We start from the raw sequence: 23,488 nt of genomic DNA on the forward strand, positions 1-23,488 counted from the left end.
CAGGCAGGACCGAGCAGCCCGACACCGCGAGGGCGGCGCACAGGACAAGGGGTGAAGCGCGCATTCAGGGTCGCCTGACGGTTTCGCCGAGTCCGCTGCCTAGCCCAATCCCGTGTCCTCGTCCGTAGCGGGTCGGCCACACCGGGGCGAAGACCCCGCAGGAGCGGGCTCCATCCCCGTTGCCCACAGCCCGGGCCCGCCTCCCGCCCCAGACGTCGGCACGGACAAAGACGGCGGCCGCGCGTCCTGAACCGGCTTTCCTCCGGCGGCGTCCGACCTATTCATGCTTGACGGGAGGACGATCCGTGACCCTTTCAGACGATGCCGCAGCGCGGGCACGCCCGCACATCCTCGTGGTGATGGGCGTCTCGGGCTCCGGCAAGAGCACCGTCGCCGAGGCCGTCGCGCGACGCCTCGGCTGGACCTTCGTGGACGGCGACGCCTTCCACAGCCCGGAGCACATCGCCAAGATGCATGCCGGCCAGCCTCTCACGGACGCCGACCGGGCGCCCTGGCTCGCCCGCATCGCGGACTGGATCGGCGAGCGGCTGGCGGCGGGGGAGTCCGGCGTCATCGTCTGCTCTGCCCTGCGCCGCCGCTACCGCGACGGCCTGTCCCGGGGGCGTCCCGAGGTGCGCTTCGTCTATCTCGACGGCGATCGTGCGCTGATCGAGCGGCGCCTCGCCGGACGGGCCGGGCACTTCATGCCGCCGGCCCTGCTCGACAGCCAGTTCGCCACTCTCGAGCCGCCGGGGCCGGACGAGCGGCCGATCGTCGTCGGCATCCGCGACGAACCGGAGCGCATCGCGGAGCGGGTCGTCGCGGCACTCGGAGCGGAGACGGGGAGGGCAACGTGATGCGCGATATTGCTCTCGTGATCTCGGACGTGGACGGGACCCTGGTCACGGACGACAAGCGGCTGACCCCGGCCACGATCGCGGCCGTGCGCCGGCTCGAGGCCGCAGGCATCGGCTTCACCCTGGCCTCGTCCCGCCCGCCGGTCGGCCTGCGCGGCCTCGTCGGCGAACTCGGCCTCGCCCTGCCGCTCGGTGCCTTCAACGGCGCCTGCGTGGTCGGGCCGGACCTCGCCGTGATCGAGGAGCACGCGGTTCCGGAAGACGCCGCGCGGGAGGCGGCGCGGCGCCTGGAGGCGGCGGGCATCGACGTCTGGGTCTTCGCCGCGGGCGCGTGGTGGCTGCGCGACCCGAACGGTCCCTACACGGACCTCGAGCGCCGCACCCTGCGGGCGGAGCCGCAGGTGCGGGACGATCTCGCATCCCTGCTCGGCCGCGCCCAGAAGATCGTCGGCGTGAGCCGCGACCGGGCCCGCCTCGCCGCCTGCGAGGACGCGCTGGCGCAGGCGCTAGGGTCCGGGGCGAGCGTACACCGCTCGCAGCCCTACTACCTCGACGTGACGCCGCCCGGCCAGGACAAGGGCGCCTTCGTCGCCTGGATGAGCCAGCATCTCGGCATCGCGCCCGAGCGGATCGCGACCTTCGGAGATGCCGCCAACGACCGGGCCATGTTCGAGCGGAGCGGATTCTCGGTCGCGATGGGCAACGCGGCGGCCGCGGTGAAGGCTGTCGCCTCCGCGACGACCGAATCGAATGAGGCGGACGGGTTCGCCGCCGCGGTCGAGCGCCTGATCCTGGGACCCGTGTAACCAAACCGCAACAGACACCGTCCTTCGGGAGGCCCATTCCTCGGCGCGTGCTGTGTCGCACGAGGCACAGGCCCGGGCAGGCAGGGCCGCCGCCCACAGGCTGACGCGGCCGGGCCGCTTTCCGGCCTCATTTCGCCCCGACCAGAGCTTGGCCAGAACAAGCACCGGGTCTCGAATGCATCGCCTCCTCCTCGCGACCGCCCTTGCGGCGGCGCCGGCCACGGCCTTCGCTCAAGGCGCGCGCGACAACATCGACGCGCTGATCGAGCAGCAGGCCAAGGCGAACGGCGTGCCCGCGAGCTTCGTCCACGCAGTGGTCAAGCGGGAGAGCAACTACAATCCGAAGGCGAAGGGCGGCAGCGCGCTCGGGCTGATGCAGATCAAGCACGCGACCGCCAAGGGCCTGGGCTACCAGGGAGACGCCGCCGGCCTCTACGATCCCGAGGTCAACCTGCGCTACGGCGTCGCCTACCTGGCGGGTGCCTACAAGACCGCCAAGGGCAACCTTGCGCAGGCCTACACCTACTACAACCGGGGCTACTATTACGCGGCCAAGCGCCAGGGCGTCGCCACGGAGGTGGCCAGCGTCATGGCGCCGGTGGCGGCCTCGGCCAGCGCCGTGGCGAGCCTCTTCACTGGCGCCCCGCCCGCCGCCGACCCGAACCTCGCCGCGGCCGGCACGGCGCTGGCCTACGCGCCAACCCTGGCGGCGACCCCGTCCATCCAAGTCGAGAGCGTCGAGGTGCCGCTGCCGCCGCGGCGACCGGTGGGCCTCGGCGACTCCCTAGGCACGGTCCAGCTGGCCGCGGCAGACCTCGCCGCGGTGGAGGTCGCCCCGCAGCCTTCGACCACCCGGATCTCCACGCCTCAGGCCCCCGCCGGCCAAACGCAGAAGACGGCCGCCGCGGATCCGGCCCAAATCGACAGCGTCGAGGTGCCGCTGCCGCCGCGCCGGCCCAGCCTGCAGACCCTCGCCGCCGCAGCGGCTCCGGCGCCCCGGCCCACGGCGCTCGCCCGAAAGGCCGGTACCCAACCCATCCAAGAGGCCTCCGCCCTACCAGTACCGCAACCGACGATGCCCTAGCGGACAGGAACGCAGGCCTGATTCGGGGCTGTACCGCGTCGCCCCGACTATCCGCACCCAACCGGTCCGGCGTGGCTTGACCCCCGCGGCTCAGCACAACAGATAGATGGCGGGCTTCGCTGCACCGCAGCGCGAGCGGCCCTGAACCGGCGCAGCAGGCGGCGGGGGGAGCGCCCGATCCGGGCGGGAGGCATCGGCTCTCACGGACGCGCGAAGCCGCGAGGTTTCGGCGGACCCGTGCCCGAAGGGCGTCGCCTGGGCATCGAGACGGATCGGACGCGGACGGCAGGACAGGCGTGCCACCGCACCGGAGCAGGACGGCCCCTTCGGGTCAGCCGCCCTGCCTATGAAGGAAGGCGGACGGACGCCATGAACGGCGTGGTGGAACAGGAATCTCTCTTTCTCGCCGATCTCGGTCGCCGGGTCCGCCATGCGCGGACGGTGCGTGGCCTGTCGCGCAAGACCCTGTCGCAGAGTTCGGGCCTGTCCGAGCGTTACATCGCGCAGCTCGAGGGCGGGCAGGGCAACGTCTCGATCATTCTGCTGCGCCGGGTGGCCAACGCCATGGGCGTGCGCCTCGACGACCTCATTACCGGCAACGACGCGATCCCCGACTGGCCGGTCGTGCGAGACCTCGTGACCCGGGCAACGCCCGCGCAGATCGCGGCCGCGAAGGCGGTGCTCTCGGGCAACGCGCAGGGCGGAGGCGCCATGCGCCAGCGGGTCGCCCTGGTCGGCCTGCGGGGTGCCGGTAAATCGACCCTCGGGCGCCTTACCGCCGAGCGCATCGGCTGGACCTTCATCGAGCTCAACGCCGAGATCGAGCGCGAGAACGCGCTCTCGGTGCGCGAGATCTTCGCGATCTACGGGCAGGAGGGATACCGCCGCCTGGAGCAGGCGGCGCTGCGCCGCCTCACCGAGCATCCCGGCCCGATGATCCTGGCCACCAGCGGCGGCATCGTCGCCGAGCCGCTGACCTACGACCTGCTGCTGCAGAACTTCTACAGCATCTGGCTGCGGGCCAAACCCGAGGAGCACATGCAGCGGGTGCGCGACCAGGGCCATCTCGCCATGACGGGCGACCACGCCACAGCGATGCAGGAGTTGCGCGCGGTGCTGATGAGCCGCGAGCCGCTCTACGCCCGCTGTCAGGCGACGGTCGACACCTCCGATATCCCGCTCGACACCATGGTCGAGCGTCTCACCGCCGCGATCGAGACCCGTTTCGGGCTCGGCGCGCGCGTCGCGAGCGCCTGAGCGCAGCCTCGCCCGCATCGGGGCCCCGGCGCGTTTCTGCCGGGCCGCTTCGTCATGGCGCGTCGCGCCGGGGGGCTTGATCGATCGGGGACGCAGCCCCACGCTCAGCCGCGTACGAGGCGTGAGGCCCCCAGCGGACCTTGAGAGCGGCCCGGGCCTGCGCAACCCTGATGCTGCAGGATCGGCACTTCGTCGCCAACGGTTATCAGATAGGATCCTTCCCCGGCGCGCTGCGGGGCGCAGTAACGGGACGGCGCAAGGCCCTCGGGGGAGGGCCGTCGCGCCCTGGGAGACCATGTTCGAGGAGAGAAGCATGAGCGCAAGCCCCGCCGTCAGTCCGGTCGCCCAGGGCCACGACGAGACGCTCGCGGTCTGCGATCCGGTCTGGTCCCGCCTGCGCGCCGAGGCCGAGGCCGTGCTGCGCGAGGAGCCGCAACTCGCCTCCTTCATGGTGGCCAACATCCTGAACCACGAGACCCTGGAGGGCGCCGTCGCCCACCGGGTCGCCCATCGGCTCGGGCACCCGGCGCTGCCGGCCGAGCTCATCGCGCACGGCTTCTTCGAGGCGCTGCGCGAGGATCCGCGCATGGGCGAGGCCTTCCGGGCCGACATCGTGGCGGTGATGGACCGGGACCCGGCGACGTTCCGGGCGATCGAGCCGGTGCTCTACTTCAAGGGCTTCCACGCCATCCAGGCGCACCGCCTCGCGCACCATTACTGGACCGCCGGCCGGCGCGACCTCGCCCTCTACATGCAGAGCCGCTCGTCCGAGGTGTTCCAGTGCGACATCCACCCGGCGGCGCGGATCGGGCGGGGCATCTTCCTCGACCACGCCACCGGCGTCGTGGTGGGCTCGACCGCGGTGATCGAGGACGACGTCTCGATCCTGCATGCGGTCACGCTCGGCGGCACCGGCAAGCAGGGCGCCGACCGCCACCCGAAGATCCGCCGCGGCGTGATGATCGGCGCGGGCGCCAAGATCCTCGGCAACATCGAGGTTGGCGCCTGCGCGCGGGTCGCCGCCGGCTCCGTGGTGCTGCGCCCGGTGCCGCCGAACACGACGGTCGTCGGCGTGCCGGCCCGCGTCGTCGGCACCGCCGGCTGCGCCGAGCCGGCGCGGGCCATGGACCAGCTCGTCAGCATGGACCAGTTCATCCACATGGCCGAGGGCATCTGAGCGCCCCGCGCCAGCGGCGACACCGCGCTTGCCGCCTGCCTCCCGGCGTGGCAAGCCCGCGCCGCGTCAGCGACAGGAGACGAGATAGCGTGACCAAGCCCGAGATCGCGAAGCTGCAGGACTACCTGCGCCGGAAGTTCGCGAACAACAACATCCGCATCGTCGCCATGAAGGCCGCCGACTCGGCGGAGGTGTATATCGGCGAGGAGTCGATCGGCGTGATCGCCGACGACAAGGAGGACGGCGACGACTCCTTCGTCTTCCGCATGCCAATCCTCGATATCGACCTCGAGGAGTAGGCGCGCCTGTTGACGGGTTAACCCTGTCCCGGACAAACGCTTAACGTTTCGTAAACGAGCGGGTTAGAGTGCGCGCGATCTCGTACAGGAGTCCGCGCGCATGGTCGTCTCGCCCGCCGCCCTCGAATCGATCCGCACGCTCTGCGTCGGCCTCGCGCTCTCCGGCCTGCTCGCCAGCGCCTACGAGCTGTTCACCGCCCGTCGGGCGAGCTTCAGCCTGCTTGGGCGGGGCGGCGTGGCCGCCGCCGCCGCGCTGCCGATGCTGGCCTTCAGCGCGCCCTTCATCATCCTGCGCAACACTGTGCGCGGACGCCGGATCGAGGGCCGCCCGATCCCCTTCGTGATGCTCGCCACCATGATCGCCTGCGGCTGGAGCTTGCTCTCGGGCAGCCTCGCGCTGCGGCTCGCCGGCCTGATCGCGGGCGTCTGAAAGCCTGGGATCCCAAAGGGCCACAGGCCCTTGGGCGGGGTCCCGGGGCGGCGCCCCGGGTTGGCCTCTCCGGCCCGGCTCTGCCGGGCCGGAGAGGCCAAATCCAGGACCCTGCCCTGCATCCGCCAAAGGTCTCGACCTTCGGGATCCAGGACTTCAGCGGTTCGCCGTCACCGCCGGAGAGGCGCCGCCGTTGAGGGAGACCCAGCGATCGCTGTCCTGGCCCTCGCGCTTGATGTAGGCGTAGCCGGTGCGGCGCCAGGACAGGACCGCGTTGGTCTTGTTGTCGAGGATGAAGTCCCCGCGGTCGGTGCGCACCATCAGTACCGCGTGGCCCTCGCCGATCTCGTCGATCACCACCGTCATGCGCAGCGCGCGCTTGGGCAGCCCGCGCTCCACCAGCATCCTGCGCTTCAGGAGCTGGTAGTCCTCGCAATCGCCGAAGCCGTCATCCGGATACTCCCAGCGATCGACCACGCCCCAGTGGGCCTGGTCTGTGATCGGCTTGATGCGCGCGTTGACCCGGCGGTTCACGCTGGTCAGCGTGCGCCACACGGCCGTGTTGAGAGGGATCGCGGCGGGCTCCCGCGTGTCGACGGCGCATTCCTCGGGCGTCCGTGCGCACATCGTCGTCCAGGCCGCGACGGGCCGCACCTCGCCGCCGGTCTCGACGGCGGGACCGCCCTCCGGCAGGGCGGGCTTGGTGCCGGCCTGCGTGGAGGCGCCCCCGAGCATCAGGATCGTACCGACGAGGCCGAAGCTGCAAGCCCGTCCGAGCCGCCCGGCGATCACGCGCCAGCGCGGAGCCGACACCGTCAGCGCCACCTCAGCCACATCTCGGACAACCGCGTGCGTCATGTCCGCCGCCCCATCGCCCCTCGTCGTTGCGATGAAGGTTGCATGCCGCCACGCGACGCTCAACCTGAAAATGAAGGAGAAATTAACGCGCGCGCCGCAACAGGGTTCCAAAGAAAAATACTGTTGCGGGCAGGTCGATGCGGTGACGTGTCCGCCATGCAGCAGGAGCATGAGAGAGCCGCGGCTGCGCGGGAGAGCTTGATTCCGCCCCGGTTTGCCGGCTTGAGACGATGCTCCGTGTCCGGGTGATTCGTCCCGGTCGCCCCCATTGTCGCAAGAACCCGGCCAGAGTGGCCCAACGAACAGGACCCGAGATGCAGCCCGCCATCCAGCACGTGATCCGCGCGCTCGCCGAGGATGGGCGGGACGGTGCTCAGGGGATCGCCGAGTACGCCATCGATACCTTCGCGGCGTCCTGCCCGACCGAGGGCGACCGGGCCCTTGCCCTCGATATCCTGCTGCGGGATCTCGCGAGCCTGCGGGGCGTGGCGCCGCATCTGGCCGCCTTCGTCGGCCGGATCGAGGCCTACGTCACCCGTCTGAAGGCCGTGAAGCGGCCGCTCATCGTGGCCGAGGCGGCCTGAACCGAATCAGCGGTTGGCGGTCATTGCCGGCGAGGTGAGGCCGCCGAGGGAGACCCAGGCGGTAGCCTCCTGGCTCTCGCGCTTGACGAAGACGTAGCCGGTGCGGTGCCAGGGCAGGATCTGGCTGGTCTTGTTGTCGAGCACGAGGTCGCCGCGGTCGGTGATCAGGGTGAGCACGGCGTGGCCCTCGCCCTTCTCGTCGATCACCACCGTCATGCGCATGGCCCGCTTGGGCAGGCCGGCGGCGGCCAGCAGGTGGCGCTTGAGGAGCTGGAAGTCCTCGCAATCGCCGATGCCGTCCTCGGCGAGGTCCCAGCGGTCGGGCGTGCCGAGATGGTCCTGGTCGGTCATCGCCTGCACGCTCTTGTTCACGCGCTTGTTGACCGCGATGATCGTCGACCACAGAGCCGGCGTCAGGCTGATCCGCGCCGGCTCGGCCCGGTCCACCGCGCACTCCGCCGCGTAACCCTGGCAGAACGTCACCCACGCCGCGATCGGCTTGGCCGCGCCGAGCGGGGTCGCTCCCGCCTCGATCACGGGCAGGGTAGCCTCGACGGCCTGGGCCGCCCCGCCGAGCAGACCGACGCACAGGCCGACCGCGACACCGACCACTTTCAGAACCGATCCGCCGCGCATCGCAACCACCCTCGTTCGTGTGGTCACGATGCCGCCTCGGCCCCTGTTCCGCGCTGAAACCGATGCGCGCAATTTTATCGATTCGCCGCCCCCTGCGCCCGGCCTCGGCGCAGGCACAACTGGGCCTCACGCCGATGCCGCGACTTGCGGGCATCGCGTTCAGGAATGGGAAATCCTGTTCGCGAGTGGAGGAGAGGGGCGCCGTCGATCCGGACGGCGATGCGGCCTCCGGATGCCGCTTCGGCGCGCGATGCCTCTCTCCCCGCGATGCGAGGGAAGGCGACAGGAGACGGTGTCGGACAGGTGAGACGATACGGCGTGAGGAAGCCGCGGGCTATCGCTGCCCTTGAGGGCGAGCAGGCAAGCCGGGCGCCTCGCGCCCCGAGTGCGGAGGCCCGTCCGCCTCCGCATCCCGCCTCAGAGCGTCATGCCGTCGTGGAAGCGGTCGGGGTCGATCGGCAGCAGGAACTGCACGCCGAGGCCGCCCTCGAAATAGCGCACGACCCGGCCCGGCGTCTTGCCGACGGTGACGACCGCACCGATCGCGGGCTGGGCCGCGCACGCGATGGCAGCGCCCGACATCGAGAAATCGATGATGCGGGCATGGACCTCGCGACCCGTCTCGAGGCGCAGCACGATGCCCGGCATCTTCGGCACGATGCGCTCGTGGGTGCGGCCCTCGGGAAGGCCGAGCATCTCGCGGTTGGCGAGCCAAGTGAGCTGCGAGGCGATCTTGTCGCGCTTGCGCGCCGTGCCGCCGAGCTCGATCGCGAAACCGCCGGCCGTATGGCGGGCGATAGTGCCCTCGATGCGGCCGACCTGCTCCAGATAGAGCACGACCCGCTCGCCGACGCTGCCGACCACCGCGCAGGTCAGGCGCACGCCGCCCGGCGACATATCGACGGTCTGGCAGGGATATTCCCGCCGGTCGCTCAGCATGTAGCGGCCGAGCAGGGCCACCTGCACGCGCTGGAACCGGCGCTGGTCGGAGGCGCGCACGGCGTGCCGCGGCGTCGGCGCACGGCCCGTCTCGGGCACGATGCCGCCGGGGCCCGCAGGCATGACGAGACTCGCTTGCATCCGGATCCAAATGGTGGACTGACGTTGGACCGGGACGTTACGCGCCGCCCGTTACGAAAGCCTTTTCCGGTTGCGTGAAAACCTGAGGTCGTGCCGCGCGGCCTCAGGCGCGTCCGCCGCGATGGACGAGCAGGTGCCCGCGGCGCACGGGTGCGGCGTCGTTGGCGGGGGCCGGGGGAACCGCGTCGGGCAGCGGGCGGGCCCCGCTCCCGAGGATCCGGAGCGACACGGTCTCCAGCCGGGTCAGGGGCCGCAGGCCGATCCAGTGCGGCACGGTGAGGGGGCTGAGAGTGCCGAGCATGCGCGCGTGCGTGCGCCCCCGGTGGCGCAGCGGCAGCAGCAGGAGTTCGAGATCCAGGCCCTCGCCGGCCGCGGTGTGCCCGCGCAGGCCCATCACCGCGCCGACGCCCTCGCCGGCCACGATCTCGAGGATCCGCCACGATTCGGCGTGGACCGGTCCGGCGAGCGCGGGGTCCGGCTGCCAGAGGCTGCCGAAGGGGAGCCCGCGCAGCTCCCGGCCGAACAGCGCGCAGACCCGCGTGCCGGCGAGCCGGAGAGGGGCCTGGCGCATCGGCAGGTCGATCTCCAGGATCAGGCTGTCGGCGAGCAGGTGCCGGATCTCGCCGGGCTCGATCTCCGAGCGCTCGGGCGCGCAGCGTTCCCCACGGAGCCGATTCCAGTAGGTGTGCAGTGCGCGACTGGTCGGATGCTTCATGTGTCCCGGATCCGTCCCTGACCTCACGGGGCTGTCCCGGTTCGGCACACCCGAGAGCGGGTTTCCGAACGATCGTGAAAGCTTAAGGAATCGCTGCGCACACCCTATGCCGTCGCGCTGCCCGAGGCGCGCGTAACCTGTCCTTAGGGTTAATTGTCCCCCGCCAATCGTGCGCTGCGTCCCAGAGCCGCCGCGCCGCTTCCGGGGGAGGACTTGCCCCACGGTCGCCCGAGCCGACATGGTGGGGCGATGGACGCCTCCCCCGATTTCCCACGCCAGAGCCGCGTGCCCGTGTTCAACCTGCCGGGCGTGGTCACCGCCTCGATCGCGCTGATGATGGCGATCCACGCGGCCCGCACCCTCCTGCTTCCGGACGATTGGGACATCCGGCTCTTCGATGCGCTGGCCCTGCTGCCGGTGCGCTGGACGCTCTGGATCGATCCGGACCGGGCCCAGGCCGTGATCGACGCCGCCGCGAAGGTCGAGGTACCCGGCTACGCGGAGGCCGTCGAGACCTACATCCGCGTCTTCGCGAACGACCCGGAGCCGAAGCTCTGGACCTTCGCCAGCTACGCGCTGCTGCACGGCTCTTGGCTGCACGTGATCTTCAACAGCGTCTGGCTCGCGGCCTTCGGCTCGCCGGTGGCGCGCCGCTGCGGGGCGTGGCGCTACGGGCTGATCGGGCTCGCCGGCACCGTGGCAGGGGCGGCGCTCCATGTGGCGATCGACCCGTTGAGCACCGCGCCGCTGGTGGGCGCCTCGGCAGGCGTCTCGGCGCTGATGGCGGCCGCCGCGCGCTTCGTGTTCCAGCCGCCCGCCGCGGGCTACGGCAGCCAGCCCTGGCAGCTGCCGCCGCGGCGCCCGCCCGAGACCCTGCCCGAATTGCTGCGCAACCGCACGGCGGTGACGTTCCTGATCATCTGGCTCGTCACCAACCTGCTGTTCGGCATCATCGCCCTGCCGTTCGGCGCAGAGGGCACCACGATCGCCTGGGACGCGCATCTCGGCGGCTTCGCGGTGGGCTTCTTCCTGTTCCCCTTCGTGGACCCGCTGAGCCGGTCACCGCGCTGAGGTTGGCGCCCGCCCATGCGAACATTGCAGAGCCGGGCAGCGTGCAGCGCTTGCCATCCGGCCGCATTCGCCACACACTTGCCGCGATCGGCATGAGCGCCGGGACGAACCCGGCCGAGCCGCAACCAGCGCGCCGCGGGGCTGCGGCGTGCTTCTCCAGGCAGGGAGGGGACATGACCGTCGCACGCATTCTCATCGAGAAGGGCAATTCCGTCGTCACGATCGGCCCGGCCCACACGCTGGACGCCGCGATCCACCTGCTCGCCGAGAAGAGCATCGGCGCGCTCGTGGTGACGGAGGCGGACGGCCGGGTGGCCGGCATCCTCTCGGAGCGCGACATCATGCGGGTGCTGGCCAAGCTCGGCGCCGCGGCGCTCGACGAGCCGGTCTCCGCGCACATGACCCGCAAGGTGACCACCTGCGGCCGCAGCACCACCGTCGAGGAGGTGATGCAGACCATGACCGCGGGCCGCTTCCGCCACGTGCCGGTCTGCGAGGACGGACACCTCGTCGGCATGGTCTCGATCGGCGACGTGGTGAAGCGGCGCATCGCCACCGTCGAGGCCGAGCACCAGGCCCTGCGCGACTACATCACCACGGCCTGAGTCCCGGGCTCCCGAGGAGACAAGACCCTTCGGCGGGGTTCGGGGCAGGGCCCCCCAGGTGGCTTCGCCACATCACCAGGGCTCCGCCCTGGACCTGCCGAAGGCCGAAGATCTTCGGGATCCGGGACCTAAGCTCTGGCGCTCGCGCCGGCCATCAGGGCTCGTAGGCGGGGCAGGGCGGCGCGGGCGGCTGCCTCGCCGAGCGCGATGCCCTCGGCCGCCCGGTGGAACTCGAACAGGCCCATCCCGGACAGTTCCGGGCCGATGCTGAGATCGGGCGGGTCGCGCTCCAGGCGGGCGCGCGAGATCCGGTCCTGGGTGATGTTGAAGGCGTCGAACATCACCCGGGCGATGCCGGGCGCGGCCGGCACGGGATCGCGCGGCCGGCGGCGCCGGCGGCGCACCGCCCCGAACAGGCTCCAGCGGCGGCGCGCCTCGACGGCGCCCGCCACCGCCCACTCGACCGGGTCCGGGGCCTCGGGCTCGATCACGCGACCGCGGGTGCCGGATTCGCAGCCGAGATTGACGCAGACCACGAGGTCCGCCCCCATCGCCCGGGCGAGCGCCACCGGCACCGGGTTGACCAGCGTGCCGTCCATCAGCAGGCGCCCGTCGATATGGACCGGCGGGAAGATGCCCGGCAGCGCGTAGGAGGCCTGCACCGCCTCGATCAGGGGCCCCCGGCTCAGCCAGACCTCGTGGCCGGCGCCGAGCTCGGTCGCCACCGCCGCGAAGCGCACGGGCAGGTCCTCGATGCGGCGCGTCTCGAGGTCCGCCACGAGCCGTTTGCGCAGCCGGTCGCCGCCGATCAGGCTGGCGCCCGACAGGCGCAGGTCGAGCAGGCCGACGACCCGGCGCTTGGTGAGCGCGCGGGCGAAGTCCTCCAGCGCGTCGAGCTTGCCGGCGGCGTAGCAGGCGCCGACCACCGCGCCGATCGAGCAGCCCGCCACCACGCCCGGATGGATGCCGGCCTGCTCCAGCGCCCGGATCACGCCGATATGCGCCCAGCCCCGGGCCGAGCCGCCGCCCAGCGCGAGGCCGAGCCGGGGCCCCGCCGCGGGGGCGCGGCGCGGCTCGACGGCGTCCGGCCCGAAGCCCGGATCCGGCGCCGCGCGGGTGCCCGCGCGCAGGCTCAAGGGTCGGTCGGACGCAGCACCGCGCGGCCGGCCGAGCGGTCGAGCGAGACGCTGCGGTAGAAGCAGGCGCGCCGGCCGGTGTGGCAGCAGCCGCCGTCGCCGCCGACCTCCACGGTGATCAGCACGGCGTCCTGGTCGCAATCGGTGCGCATCTCGACGACGCGCTGGATCTGCCCGGAGGTCGCGCCCTTGTGCCAGAGCTCGCCGCGGGAGCGCGACCAGTACCAGGCCTCGCCGGTCTCCAGCGTCCGCGCCAGCGCCTCGGCGTTCATGTGCGCCAGCATCAGCACGCGCCCGTCATGGGCGTCGACCGCGATGCAGCTGATCAGCCCGTTGGCGTCGAAGCGGGGCGTGAAGGCGGAGCCTTCCTCGACCGCGTGACGGCTGCCGGGGGCATCGAAGGACGGGGGGGTCGTCATCGGGATCGGTCACCGCGTGTTCCGCCTCCCCCTGAGCGGGGGAGGGTGCATGACGTCAGCCCTTGCCGCCGCGCACCAGGGTGAGGAAGCGGACCTGCTCGTTCGGGTCGTCCTTGAAGACGCCGCGGAACTGGCTGGTGATGGTTGAGACGCCGGCCTTCTGCACGCCGCGCATGGCCATGCAGAGATGTTCGGCCTCGACCAGCACGGCGACGCCGCGGGGCTTGAGGATGCTCTCGATCACGTCGGCGATCTGGGCCGTCATGGTTTCCTGCGTCTGCAGGCGGCGGGCGAAGGTATCGACCACCCGGGCGAGCTTCGAGAGGCCGACCACGCCCTTGGTCGGGTAGTAGGCGATGTGGGCGAGGCCCATGAAGGGCACCATGTGGTGCTCGCAGTGCGAGTAGAACGGGATGTCGCGCACCAGCACGATGTCCGAGTAGCCCTCGACCTCCTCGAAGACCCGCTCCAGCAGCTCCTCGGCATCGGTGTTGTAGCCGCCGAAGAGCTGGCCGTAGGCCTTCACCACGCGGGCGGGCGTGTCGAGCAGTCCCTCGCGGGTCGGGTCGTCGCCAGCCCAGCGCAGCAGGGTGCGCACGGCGGCCTCGGCCTCCTCGCGGCTCGGGCGACCGAGCGCGATGCCCTCGGGCACGCGGGTGGCGGACGCGGGCTCCGGGGCGATCTCGGGCGAGATCTCAGAAGCCTGCGACTCGGCGCGGGGCGCGTTATCGTTGCGCATCATTGGCAGAACCCGGCCCTCCTCGGCCTCGACCGAGCGGTAGGACAGGGATTTGAGAGCGGCATCCATGGCATCTCCCGCCCGCGCCACACGGGACTTCATGGTCGTGCTGTCGGGCTTTGCGTACATCGCGACAGGGCGTCCCGGGCTTCGTCTCCGGTCCGGGGTCGGAGTCCGGACGGTGCCCGCTGCGATCGAGCGCCCCTGGCCGTGGGCGCGACCCTGGTCGACGGCCGCCTCCTCGCGAAGCGGCGTGTTCCCGCCTATATCGTCGTTTCGGCGCCGTCGCGCAACGGACCATCCGATGCGCGGCGTGCGGGGCTGATCCCGATCGCGACGGGTTCCTGCGAGAGAGCGACAGAGAGCGACGCTTCGATGCTCGACGACATCTACAACCGGCGCATCCTCGAACTCGCCGCCGACATCCCCCGGCTCGGGCGTCTCGACCGGCCGGACGCCAGCGCCACAGCGCATTCCAAGCTCTGCGGCTCGACCGTGACGATCGATCTGGCGCTGGACGCCGAGGACCGCGTCGCCGATTTCGCCCACGAGGTGCGGGCCTGCGCGCTGGGGCAGGCCTCCTCCTCGCTGATGGCGCGCCACGTGGTCGGCGCCTCCGCGGCGGAGCTGCGGGGCCTGCGCGAGGCGGTGCGGGCCATGCTGAAGCAGGGCGCGGCCCCGCCGGATGGGCCCTGGGCGGATTTCGCGGTGCTGGAACCGGTGCGCGACTTCAAGGCCCGCCACGCCTCGACGCTGCTGACCTTCGACGCCGTGGTGGACGCTCTCGACCAGATCGCGGCCAAGCGGCAGGCCGCCTGAGGGGCCTCGCGTGAGCCTGACCCGACAGGCGGCGCATGTCGCGATCCGGGGCTACCAGCTCACCCTGTCGGGCCTCGTCGGGCGCCAGTGCCGACACTGGCCGAGCTGCTCCGCCTACACGGACGAGGCGATCGGCCGGCACGGCCTCTGGCCGGGCGGCTGGATGGGCTTGGCCCGGATCTGCCGCTGCGGCCCCTTCGGCACCCACGGCATCGACCTCGTGCCTGAGGCGCTGCCGGTGGGCGCGCGCTGGTACCGCCCCTGGGCGTACGGCCGCTGGCGCGGCACGCTGACTCCGCCGCCGCTCTGCGAGGCGGTGGAGGAGGGCGGCGGATAGCCCAGCCTCTCCCCCTCTGCGGGAGAGGGAGAGCGCCGTGGGAATGCCGTGCGGCGATGCCGACCTTGCCAGCCCGGCGGAAAGCGCGCCACACTCCGCGCCCGGATGAAGGAACGCCCGCGCGCATGACATCAGGCTCAGCCGCCACCGCCCTCGACGAGGGCATCGTCGCCACCGCCGAGGGCTGTCTCGCCGCCGTGAGCGAGGCCCGCGAGGCCATCCACGGGGTGATCTTCGGCCAGGAATCGGTCGTGGACCTCGCCCTGGTGACGATCCTGGCCGGCGGCCACGGCCTCCTCGTCGGTCTCCCCGGCCTCGCCAAGACCAAGCTGGTGGAAACGCTGGGCACGGTGCTGGGCCTCGACGCGCGGCGCGTGCAGTTCACCCCCGACCTGATGCCCTCGGACATCCTGGGCACCGAGATCCTCGACGAGGATGCCGAGCGCCGCCGCTCCTTCCGCTTCGTGAAGGGCCCGGTCTTCACGCAGTTGCTGATGGCCGACGAGATCAACCGGGCGAGCCCGCGCACCCAGTCGGCCCTGCTCCAGGCGATGCAGGAGCACTTCGTCTCGGTCGCCGGCGAGCGCCACGACCTGCCGCGCCCCTTCCACGTGCTGGCGACGCAGAACCCGATCGAGCAGGAGGGCACCTACCCGCTGCCCGAGGCTCAGCTCGACCGTTTCCTCCTCGAGATCGACGTCGGCTACCCCGATCGCGCCGCCGAGCGCCGCATCCTGATCGAGACCACGGGCGTCGAGGAGACGCGCGCCAGGGCGGTGATGAGCACCGACCAGCTGCTGACCGCCCAACGCCTCGTGCGCCGCCTGCCGGTGGGCGAGGCGGTGGTCGAGGCGATCCTCGACCTCGTGCGCGCGGCCCGGCCCGACAGCGGCGACGCCCTGGTGAAGGGCAAGCTGATGTGGGGCCCCGGCCCCCGTGCCAGCCAGGCGCTGACCCTGGCGGTGCGGGCCCGCGCGCTCATCGAGGGCCGGGTCGCCCCCTCGGTCGCCGACGTGAAGGCGCTGGCCGAGCCGGTGCTGAAGCACCGCATGGCGCTCGGCTACGCGGCGCGGGCCGACGGCGAGACCGTCGAGGGGCTCATCGCCAAGCTCGCGGAGCGGCTCTGAGCTTGGTCGCGACGCGCGCCCTCAGCGCCGAAGCGCGCAACCCCGGCCGGCGCGAGAGCGAGAGCGCCGCGGCTCTGGCTTCGCGGATGCCGCGGCTGATCCTGGAGGCGCGGCGGGTGTCGAGCCTCCTCGCCCACGGCCTGCACGGGCGCCGCCGCGCCGGGCCCGGCGAGAGCTTCTGGCAGTTCCGGCCCTTCGTCACCGGCGAGGCGGCCGCCCGCATCGACTGGCGCCGCTCGGCTCGGGACGACCGGCTCTACGTGCGCGAGCGCGAGTGGGAGGCCGCCCACAACATCTGGCTCTGGATCGACCGCTCGGCCTCGATGGGCTTCGCCTCAGACCTCGCCACGGTGCCGAAGATCGAGCGCGCCCTGGTACTGGGACTGGCGCTGGCCGACGCCTTCGTGGAGGGCGGCGAGCGGGTGGGCCTGCTCGGTCTGACCCGCGCCACTGCCGCCCGCAACATCGTGGAGCGCCTGGCGCAGGCGCTGGTCGCCGACGAGGCCGGCCTGAATCAGGATCTGCCGCCCCGCGCCGAGCCCGGCCGCTTCGATGAGGCGATCCTCGTCAGCGACTTCCTCACTCCGCCCGAGCGCGTCGCCGCCGCCGTGCGGGAGATCGCCGGCCGCGGCAGCCGCGGCCACCTCGTCGTGGTCGTCGATCCCGTAGAGGAGACCTTCCCGTTCGCGGGCCAAGCGGTGCTGCACGATCTCGAATCCGGCCTCGCCCTCGATATCGGCGAGGCGGCCACCTGGGGCGCGGCCTATCGCGAGCGGATCGCCGCGCACCGGGCGGCGCTCTCCGAGATCGCCCGCGGCCAGGGCTGGACCTTCACGCTCCACCGCACCGACCGGCCGGCGAGCGAGGCGGCGCTCCGCCTGATGACGCTGGTCGCGGCCAGCGGGGCTTGAGGAGGGCGTCGTGCTCGGTCTGACCTTCGCCGCGCCGCTGGCGCTGGCCGCGCTCGTCGGCCTGCCGGCCCTGTGGTTCCTGCTCCGGGTGACGCCGCCGCGCCCGCGCCGCATCGCCTTCCCGCCGCTGAAGCTGGTGGCCGATCTGATGGCCCGGCGGCAGACGCCCGCCCGCACGCCGCCCTGGCTGCTGATCCTGCGGCTCGCCGCCGCCGCCGCCCTGATCCTGGCGGTCTCGGGACCGGTCTGGAACCCGCAGGGGATCGGTGCCGGGGGCGGACGCAGCGCGCTCCTCGTCCTCCTCGACAACGGCGCCAGTGCCGCCCACGACTGGCGCGCGCGCCTCGCGGTCGCGCAGGACACGATCGAGGGCGCGGCCCGCGACGGGCGGCCCGTGGCCGTGCTCGGCAGCGCCGAGGCCGCGGCCGCGATCGAGGCCCGCACGCCGGCCGCCGCGCTTGAGCGCCTGCGCGCGCTGGCGCCCCGGCCGCATTTCGCCGACCGCGCGACGCTGCTGCCCGTGCTCGGCGCCTTCCTGGAGAAGAACCCCGGCGCCGGCCTCGTCTGGATCAGCGACGGGGTCGCCGGCCCGGAGGCGGACGCCTTCACGGGCGCGCTCGCCAAGCTGGCCGAGGCCGGCGGCACCGTCGTCACCCTGCTGCGGGCCGACGCGCCGCCTGCCCTGGCGCTGACCGCCGCCGAGAGCGGGTCCAAGCTGACGGCCAAAGTGCTGCGCGCCGCCCCGAACGGGCGCGAGGCCGGCACGGTCCGGGCCCTCGACCCGCGCGGCCTGCCGCTCGCCGAGCACGATTTCGCGTTTCCGAACGGCGCGCTGGCCGCCGAGGTACCGCTGGAGATCCCGGTGGAGCTGCGCAACAATATCAGCCGCCTGGAGGTGTCGGGCGAGCGCTCGGCCGGCGCCGTGGTGCTGATGGACGAGCGCGGCAAGCGCCGCCGGGTCGGCCTCGTCTTCGGCGGCACCAGCGACCAGGCCCAGCCGCTGCTCGCCCCGACCTACTACCTGTCCCGCGCCCTCCAGCCCTTCGCCGACGTGCAGGAGGCGCGCGGCGCCAAGGGCACGGCCGAGTCGATCAACCAGCTCCTCGACAACCAAGTCTCGGTTCTGGTGCTGGCCGATGTCGGCGCCATGGACGAGCGCACCACGGCGCGGGTGGAAAAATTCGTCTCCGAGGGCGGCCTGCTGCTGCGCTTCGCCGGGCCGCGGCTCGCCGCCGGCAACGATCCGCTGGTGCCGGTGCGCCTGCGCCGGGGCGGGCGCAACCTCGGCGGCACGCTCTCCTGGGACAACCCCAAGACGCTCGCCCCCTTCGCGCCCGAGAGCCCCTTCGCGGGCCTCTCCGCGCCCGCCGATATCGGGGTTCGCCGCCAGATCCTGGCAGAGCCCGACGGGGACCTGCCGGCCCGCACCTGGGCCTCGCTGCAGGACGGCACGCCGATCGTCACCGCCGAGACGCGGGGGCAGGGGCGGGTGGTTTTGTTCCACGTCACGGCCGACACGACGTGGTCGAATCTGCCGCTCTCCGGCCTCTTCATCGACATGCTGCGCCGCGTGGTGGCGCTCGCCGGCTCCGCGGCCCCGCCGACGGACGGCGGGCCGCGCCCGCCCGCCGCGATCCTGGCACCGCGCCTCGCGCTCGACGGCTTCGGGGCGCTCGGCTCGCCGCCGGCCTCCGCCAAGGCGGTCGCGGCCGATTACGGCGACCGCGCCACGCCGGAGCACCCGCCGGGCTTCTACGGGCCGGCGGACGGCGGCATCGCGGTCAACGCGCTCCGCCCCGGCGACGCGCTGGCACCGCTGGATCTCTCCAAGCTCACGGGGGCCCGCACCGGCACGCTCGCCGGGGCCGAGACCCTTGATTTGCGGCCCGCGCTCTTCACCTTCGCGCTGATGCTCCTCGCGCTCGACACCCTGGCGGGCCTGTGGCTCGGCGGCTTTCTCGCCCGCGGCGGCCTCGGGCGCCTGCGCGGGCGCCCGGCGGCCCTCGTCGCCGTCGGCCTGCTGCTGGCGCCGCTGCTGGCCCCGGTCCCGGCCCGCGCCGAGGAGCCCGCCGCCAACCGGCCGAACGGCATCGAATCGGCCCTCCTCACCCGGCTCGCCTACGTGATCACCGGGGACGCGGCGGTGGACGAGGCGAGCCGAGCCGGCCTCACGGGCCTGACCCAGATGCTGGCGAGCCGCACCGCCCTGGAGCCCGGCGAGCCCGCGGGCATCGACCCGGCCAAGGACGAGCTCGCCTTCTACCCGCTGATCTACTGGCCGATCGCCGCCAACCGCCCGCAGCCGGGCGAGCAGGCGATCCGGCGCATCGATGCCTTCATGCGCAACGGCGGCACGGTGCTGTTCGACACCCGCGACGGCCTGACCTCTCGCCCCGGCGCCGCGCCGACACCGGAGGGCGCCTACTTGCGCAAGATGCTGGCGACGTTGGAGGTGCCGGAGCTGGAGCCGGTGCCGGCCGATCACGTGCTGACCAAGGCCTTCTACCTCGTCGACACCTTCCCGGGCCGCTACGCCAGCGGCCAGACCTGGGTCGAGGCGCTCCCCCCGGCCGGCGAGGGCACCGAGCGCCGCCCGGCACGGGCGGGCGACGGGGTGAGCCCGATCATCATCACGGGCAACGATCTGGCCGCCGCCTGGGCGGTGGGCCGGCGTGGCGAGCCGCTCTACCCGGTGGTCGGCGGCGACCAGCGCCAGCGCGAGATGGCCTTCCGCGGGGGCGTGAACATCGTGATGTACACGCTCACCGGCAACTACAAGGCGGATCAGGTCCACGTGCCGGCGCTGTTGGAGCGGTTGGGGCAGTGATGGTTCTCGTTGGCCCCCACGCCGCCGCTCTCCCTCCCCCCTCTGCGGGGGAGGGTACCCTGCGAAGCAGGGGGGGAGAGGGGAGCGCCGTTGCAGATGAGGGCGTTACCCTTCACGTCTGCTCCGCCACTTCCGCTCACGTGGGTCCCCTCTCCCGACCCGGCCCGACGGCCGGCCCACCCTCCCCCGCAGAGGGGGGAGGGAAGGTGCGCGTCTCATGCTGAGCCTCAGCTTCACCCCGCTCCTCCCCTGGCCGGTGCTCGCGGGCCTCGGCATCGTCGTCGCGCTCCTGGGCCTGCTCGCGGTCGCCAGCCGCGGGCGGGTCGGGCTGCTGCGCGTGCTGGTGCTCGCCCTGGTGCTCGCCGCGCTGGCCAACCCCGCCCTCGTCCGCGAGGACCGCGAGCCCGTGAAGGACGTCGCCGCGGTGATCGTCGACCGATCCGGCTCGCAGAGCCTCGGCGACCGGCCGCAGATGACCGATCAGGTCCGGGCCGAGCTGCAGCGGCGCTTCGGCGCGCTCACCAACATCGAGCCCCGCTTCATCGACGTGCCGGACGCGCGCGACGGCGACGACGGCACCAAACTGTTCGCGGCGCTGGGCCAGGCGCTGGCCGACGTGCCGCCGGAGCGGCTGGCGGGCATCGTCATGCTCACCGATGGCGTGGTGCACGACATCCCCGCCTCGATGGCCGCGCTCGGCCTGAAGGCGCCGCTCCACGTCCTCGTCACCGGCCACGCCGACGAGCGCGACCGGCAGATCAAGCTGCTGGAAGCTCCGCGCTTCGGCATCGTCGGCAAGGACCTGACGATCCGCGCCGAGGTGATGGAGCGCGGCGGCACCGGCTCGGCGGTCGTCACCGTGCGCCGCGACGGCGAGGAGATCGACCGCCGCTCGGTCGCGACCGACCGGCCCTTCGCGCTGACCACCCGGATCGAGCACGGCGGCCCGAACGTGGTCGAGATCGAGGTCGAGCCGCTGCCGGGCGAGCTGACCACCGTCAACAACCGGGCGGTGCTGCCGATCGAAGGCATCCGCGAGAAGCTGCGGGTGCTCCTCGTCTCCGGCGAGCCGCACCAGGGCGAGCGCACCTGGCGCAACCTGCTGAAATCCGACGCCAACGTCGATCTCGTCCACTTCACCATCCTGCGCCCGCCGGAGAAGCAGGACGGCACGCCGATCTCGGAACTGTCGCTGATCGCCTTCCCGACGCGCGAGCTGTTCGTCCAGAAGATCAAGGACTTCGACCTGATCATCTTCGACCGCTACGCCAACCAGAGCGTGCTGCCGCAGGCCTATTTCGACAACATCGTCCGCTACGTGCGCGAGGGCGGGGCGCTGCTGATCGCGGCCGGGCCCGAATTCGCCGGGCCGGCGAGCCTCGCGCGGACGCGGCTCGCCGGCATCCTGCCGGGCGACCCGAACGGGCGCGTGGTCGAGCGGCCCTACAAGGCGACGCCGACGCAGGTGGGCCAGCGCCACCCCGTCACCCGCCTGCTGCCGGGTGCGCAGGCGGACGGCCCGCCCGCCTGGGGCGACTGGCTGCGCATCGTCGCATCCCAGACCCGGGCCGGGGTGCAGCCGATCCTGTCGGGTGCCGACAACCTGCCGCTGCTGGCGCTCAACCGCGAGGACAAGGGCCGGGTGGCGCTGCTCCTCTCCGACCATGCTTGGCTCTGGGCCCGCGGCTACCAGGAGGGCGGCCCCTATCTCGACCTGCTGCGCCGCCTCGCCCACTGGCTGATGAAGGAGCCGGCGCTGGAGGAGGAAGCGCTGCGCGCCCAGATGACCGGCCACGGCCGCGAGGTCCGCGTTGAGCGCCAGACCATGGCGGACGCGGCCGAGCCGGTCACCGTCACGGGGCCGACCGGCCGCGAGCGGACGCTCACGCTGAGCCCGGCCGAGGCGGGCCTGTTCAGCGCCACCTTCGAGGCGCAGGAACTCGGGCTCCACACCCTGCGCTCGGGCAACCTCGTGGCCTTCGTCAGCGTCGGCCCCGCCAACCCGCGCGAACTCACCGACGTGTTCAGCGACACCGAGCGCCTGCGCCCCGTCGCGGAGGGCGCGTCCGGCTCGATCCGCCGGGTGGCGGAAGCGGGCGGGATCAGCGTGCCGCGGCTCCAGAGCGTGCGCGGCGGGCGCCTCGCGGGCGCCGACTGGATCGGCTTCCGCCCGAGCGACAGCGCCATCATCCGCGGCGTCGAGGTCTACCCGCTGGCGCTGGGCCTCTGGGCACTCGTCGGCCTCGCCGCCGCGGTGCTGGCGATGTGGCTGGTCGAGGGGCGGCGGGGCCGGGCCTCGCCCTGACCCTTCGCCGCCGGCCTCGCGGCAGGCCGGCCTATTTCACGGTCACCCCGGCCTTGCGGATGATCGGAACCCACTTGTCGATCTCGGTGCGGACGAGGTTTCCAAGCGCCTCCGGGGTCTGCTCCGCCTCCTCGGGCAACTCGGCGCCCAGTTCGAGGAACCGCTTGCGGGTCGTCGGGTCCTTGAGCGCGGCGCGTGCCGCGGCGTTCAGCGTGTCGATCATCGCCTTGGGCGTGTTCTTGGGTGCGAACAGCGCGTTCCATCCCGTCGCCTGGAACTCCGGCAGGCCCTGCTCCCCCGAGGTCGGCACGTCGGGGATGACGGGAAGACGCTTCTTCACGGCGACGACCAAGGCCTTGGCCTCCTTGGCCTGCACGGTCGGTACGATGGCGACCGTCTGGTCGCAGACGTAGTCGATCTGGCCTCCGAGCAGCGCGTTGAGGGCCGGCCCCGAGCCGCGGAACGGGACGTGCTGCGGGCTCGCCCCGATCAGCGTGTCCAGGAACAGGCAGGTCAGGTGCGAGGTCGAGCCGTGCCCGCCGGAGCCGTAGTTCAGCTTCGCCGCATTCGCCTTCACGTAGGCGACGAACTCGCGGAAGTCCTGCACCGGCAGGTCCTTCTTGGCGACGACGAGCATCGGCGTCGAGGCGGAGTTCATGATCGGCGCGAAGTCGGTGCGCGGGTCGTAGGACAGCCGCGGATAGAGGCCGACGCTGGCGGCTTGCGTGCCGAGGTTGCCCATCAGCAGGGTATACCCGTCGGGATCCGCCTTCGCGACACGGGCGGCGCCCGTGGTGCCGCCGGCTCCCGTCACGTTCTCGACCACGAGCGACTGCCCGAGCGTCCGGCTCATATGGTCGGCCATCATGCGCGCGATGATGTCCGTCGTTCCACCCGCCGAGAACGGGACGACGAGCGTGATCGTCCGCGTGGGATAGCCCGTCTGCGCTGCCGCGGGCAGCAGGGTGCCGAGGGCGGCAACCAGCGCCAACATCGTCCGTCTCATCGTATCGCTTCCTCCTCGTCGTGCACCGTGAGCGATGCATCCCTTCTTCCATGGAAGGTTACGCACAAGGGACTGGAACGGCCTGACGATGTCAAGCTTGCAGGCGGCGATACTGAATTCGGGAGACGATTTTTGTCGCTCCGTGCGAAGCGAAGAGGGCGGACATTCGAGATTACCCGGCGCCGAGAGGGGAGAGACCTTTGATAGGCGTGTAGACCTGATGTCGGGCCGCACGATCAACCGCCGGCGACGGATTTCCATCGCCGGGCTGCTCCGTCTCCAGGGTATTCTTCAAGGTGTTCCCAGGGTCCGCAGCGCGCCCGGCCGCGTGGGCGCACGCATCCACACCCGACGGGGAACACGAGGCGGGATCAGGCGCGGGATGCCCGGGTGCCGCGCCGTG

At 72.4% G+C, this 23,488-nt stretch carries 23 protein-coding genes and 1 pseudogene; 16 read left to right on the plus strand and 8 right to left on the minus strand.

The features are described from left to right. Positions 1-359 precede the first annotated feature (359 nt). From MFF54_RS09995 to MFF54_RS10025, 7 genes and pseudogenes are all read left to right on the plus strand, one after another. Positions 360-857, plus strand: a complete 498-nt coding sequence (locus tag MFF54_RS09995) for a gluconokinase (RefSeq protein ID WP_238302497.1) — start codon at positions 360-362, stop codon at positions 855-857. After that, positions 857-1,663, plus strand: a complete 807-nt coding sequence (locus MFF54_RS10000; protein WP_238302463.1) for a Cof-type HAD-IIB family hydrolase — start codon at positions 857-859, stop codon at positions 1,661-1,663. Before MFF54_RS09995 ends, MFF54_RS10000 begins: the two co-directional genes overlap by 1 nt. 175 nt (positions 1,664-1,838) lie before the next feature. Then, the gene (locus MFF54_RS10005) at positions 1,839-2,747 is read left to right on the plus strand and encodes a lytic transglycosylase domain-containing protein (RefSeq protein WP_238302464.1); all 909 of its coding nucleotides are present in this window, start codon (positions 1,839-1,841) and stop codon (positions 2,745-2,747) included. A gap of 360 nt (positions 2,748-3,107) precedes the next feature. Further along, positions 3,108-4,004: pseudogene (locus MFF54_RS10010) on the plus strand (helix-turn-helix transcriptional regulator); the annotation flags it as partial. Positions 4,005-4,317: 313 nt separating this feature from the next. Further along, positions 4,318-5,181, plus strand: a complete 864-nt coding sequence (cysE, locus tag MFF54_RS10015) for a serine O-acetyltransferase (protein WP_238302466.1) — start codon at positions 4,318-4,320, stop codon at positions 5,179-5,181. 89 nt (positions 5,182-5,270) lie between these two features. Next, positions 5,271-5,480, plus strand: coding sequence for a DUF3126 family protein (locus MFF54_RS10020; RefSeq protein WP_238302467.1), 210 nt, complete (start codon positions 5,271-5,273; stop codon positions 5,478-5,480). A gap of 100 nt (positions 5,481-5,580) precedes the next feature. Beyond that, the gene (locus tag MFF54_RS10025; protein ID WP_238302468.1) at positions 5,581-5,910 is read left to right on the plus strand and encodes a DUF6949 family protein; all 330 of its coding nucleotides are present in this window, start codon (positions 5,581-5,583) and stop codon (positions 5,908-5,910) included. A gap of 156 nt (positions 5,911-6,066) precedes the next feature. Here the strand turns inward: MFF54_RS10025 and MFF54_RS10030 are convergent, their stop codons facing one another. Continuing rightward, entirely contained in the window at positions 6,067-6,768 is a 702-nt protein-coding gene (locus tag MFF54_RS10030) for a transglutaminase-like cysteine peptidase (RefSeq protein WP_370880134.1), read from the minus strand. 314 nt (positions 6,769-7,082) lie between these two features. Here MFF54_RS10030 and MFF54_RS10035 point away from each other — a divergent pair, with 314 nt between their 5' ends. Next, positions 7,083-7,352 carry a hypothetical protein gene (locus MFF54_RS10035; protein ID WP_238302469.1) on the plus strand — a complete coding sequence of 90 codons (270 nt, stop codon included), beginning with the start codon at positions 7,083-7,085 and terminating at the stop codon, positions 7,350-7,352. 6 nt (positions 7,353-7,358) lie between these two features. Here MFF54_RS10035 and MFF54_RS10040 read toward each other — a convergent pair whose 3' ends face one another. From MFF54_RS10040 to MFF54_RS10050, 3 genes are all read right to left on the minus strand, one after another. Next, on the minus strand, positions 7,359-7,988 hold the full coding sequence (locus MFF54_RS10040) for a transglutaminase-like cysteine peptidase (RefSeq protein WP_238302470.1): 630 nt from the start codon (positions 7,986-7,988) through the stop codon (positions 7,359-7,361). 417 nt (positions 7,989-8,405) lie between these two features. Beyond that, positions 8,406-9,050: a PilZ domain-containing protein gene (locus tag MFF54_RS10045; RefSeq protein ID WP_283206271.1), complete on the minus strand. Its 645-nt coding sequence runs from the start codon at positions 9,048-9,050 to the stop codon at positions 8,406-8,408. A gap of 121 nt (positions 9,051-9,171) precedes the next feature. Continuing rightward, entirely contained in the window at positions 9,172-9,783 is a 612-nt protein-coding gene (locus MFF54_RS10050; protein ID WP_238302471.1) for a PAS domain-containing protein, read from the minus strand. Between the two features lie 249 nt (positions 9,784-10,032). Here MFF54_RS10050 and MFF54_RS10055 point away from each other — a divergent pair, with 249 nt between their 5' ends. Both MFF54_RS10055 and MFF54_RS10060 read left to right on the plus strand, forming a co-directional pair. After that, on the plus strand, positions 10,033-10,854 hold the full coding sequence (locus MFF54_RS10055) for a rhomboid family intramembrane serine protease (protein ID WP_238302472.1): 822 nt from the start codon (positions 10,033-10,035) through the stop codon (positions 10,852-10,854). 173 nt (positions 10,855-11,027) lie between these two features. Further along, a complete protein-coding gene (locus MFF54_RS10060; protein WP_238302473.1) occupies positions 11,028-11,459 on the plus strand; it encodes a CBS domain-containing protein in 432 nt (143 codons plus the stop codon). A gap of 128 nt (positions 11,460-11,587) precedes the next feature. Here the strand turns inward: MFF54_RS10060 and MFF54_RS10065 are convergent, their stop codons facing one another. The 3 genes from MFF54_RS10065 to folE are packed head-to-tail and all read right to left on the minus strand — an operon-like array spanning position 11,588 to position 13,822. After that, complete coding sequence (locus tag MFF54_RS10065; protein ID WP_370880133.1) at positions 11,588-12,595, minus strand: patatin-like phospholipase family protein; 1,008 nt, start codon at positions 12,593-12,595, stop codon at positions 11,588-11,590. Further along, complete coding sequence (hisI, locus tag MFF54_RS10070; RefSeq protein WP_238302474.1) at positions 12,592-13,014, minus strand: phosphoribosyl-AMP cyclohydrolase; 423 nt, start codon at positions 13,012-13,014, stop codon at positions 12,592-12,594. The genes MFF54_RS10065 and hisI overlap by 4 nt, the downstream gene beginning before the upstream one ends. A gap of 55 nt (positions 13,015-13,069) precedes the next feature. Next, the gene (gene folE / locus MFF54_RS10075; RefSeq protein WP_488803251.1) at positions 13,070-13,822 is read right to left on the minus strand and encodes a GTP cyclohydrolase I FolE; all 753 of its coding nucleotides are present in this window, start codon (positions 13,820-13,822) and stop codon (positions 13,070-13,072) included. 306 nt (positions 13,823-14,128) lie between these two features. On the opposite strand from folE, the gene MFF54_RS10080 reads away from it, so the two are divergent. The 6 genes from MFF54_RS10080 to MFF54_RS10105 all read left to right on the plus strand — a co-directional run bounded on the left by MFF54_RS10080 (position 14,129) and on the right by MFF54_RS10105 (position 22,079). Then, positions 14,129-14,572, plus strand: a complete 444-nt coding sequence (locus MFF54_RS10080) for an iron-sulfur cluster assembly scaffold protein (RefSeq protein ID WP_238302476.1) — start codon at positions 14,129-14,131, stop codon at positions 14,570-14,572. Positions 14,573-14,582: 10 nt separating this feature from the next. Beyond that, positions 14,583-14,909: a membrane protein insertion efficiency factor YidD gene (gene yidD, locus MFF54_RS10085; RefSeq protein ID WP_238302477.1), complete on the plus strand. Its 327-nt coding sequence runs from the start codon at positions 14,583-14,585 to the stop codon at positions 14,907-14,909. A gap of 125 nt (positions 14,910-15,034) precedes the next feature. Continuing rightward, complete coding sequence (locus MFF54_RS10090) at positions 15,035-16,036, plus strand: AAA family ATPase (protein ID WP_238302478.1); 1,002 nt, start codon at positions 15,035-15,037, stop codon at positions 16,034-16,036. Between the two features lie 2 nt (positions 16,037-16,038). Next, on the plus strand, positions 16,039-16,947 hold the full coding sequence (locus MFF54_RS10095) for a DUF58 domain-containing protein (protein ID WP_238302479.1): 909 nt from the start codon (positions 16,039-16,041) through the stop codon (positions 16,945-16,947). 10 nt (positions 16,948-16,957) lie between these two features. Next, positions 16,958-19,774, plus strand: coding sequence for a DUF4159 domain-containing protein (locus tag MFF54_RS10100; RefSeq protein WP_238302480.1), 2,817 nt, complete (start codon positions 16,958-16,960; stop codon positions 19,772-19,774). Positions 19,775-19,991: 217 nt separating this feature from the next. Continuing rightward, positions 19,992-22,079, plus strand: coding sequence for a hypothetical protein (locus MFF54_RS10105; protein WP_238302481.1), 2,088 nt, complete (start codon positions 19,992-19,994; stop codon positions 22,077-22,079). 31 nt (positions 22,080-22,110) lie between these two features. Here the strand turns inward: MFF54_RS10105 and MFF54_RS10110 are convergent, their stop codons facing one another. Then, positions 22,111-23,085 carry a tripartite tricarboxylate transporter substrate-binding protein gene (locus tag MFF54_RS10110; RefSeq protein WP_238302482.1) on the minus strand — a complete coding sequence of 325 codons (975 nt, stop codon included), beginning with the start codon at positions 23,083-23,085 and terminating at the stop codon, positions 22,111-22,113. Between the last annotated feature and the right edge of the window lie 403 nt (positions 23,086-23,488).

It is taken from the genome of Methylobacterium gregans, assembly GCF_022179245.1.
Lineage (GTDB): Bacteria > Pseudomonadota > Alphaproteobacteria > Rhizobiales > Beijerinckiaceae > Methylobacterium > Methylobacterium gregans.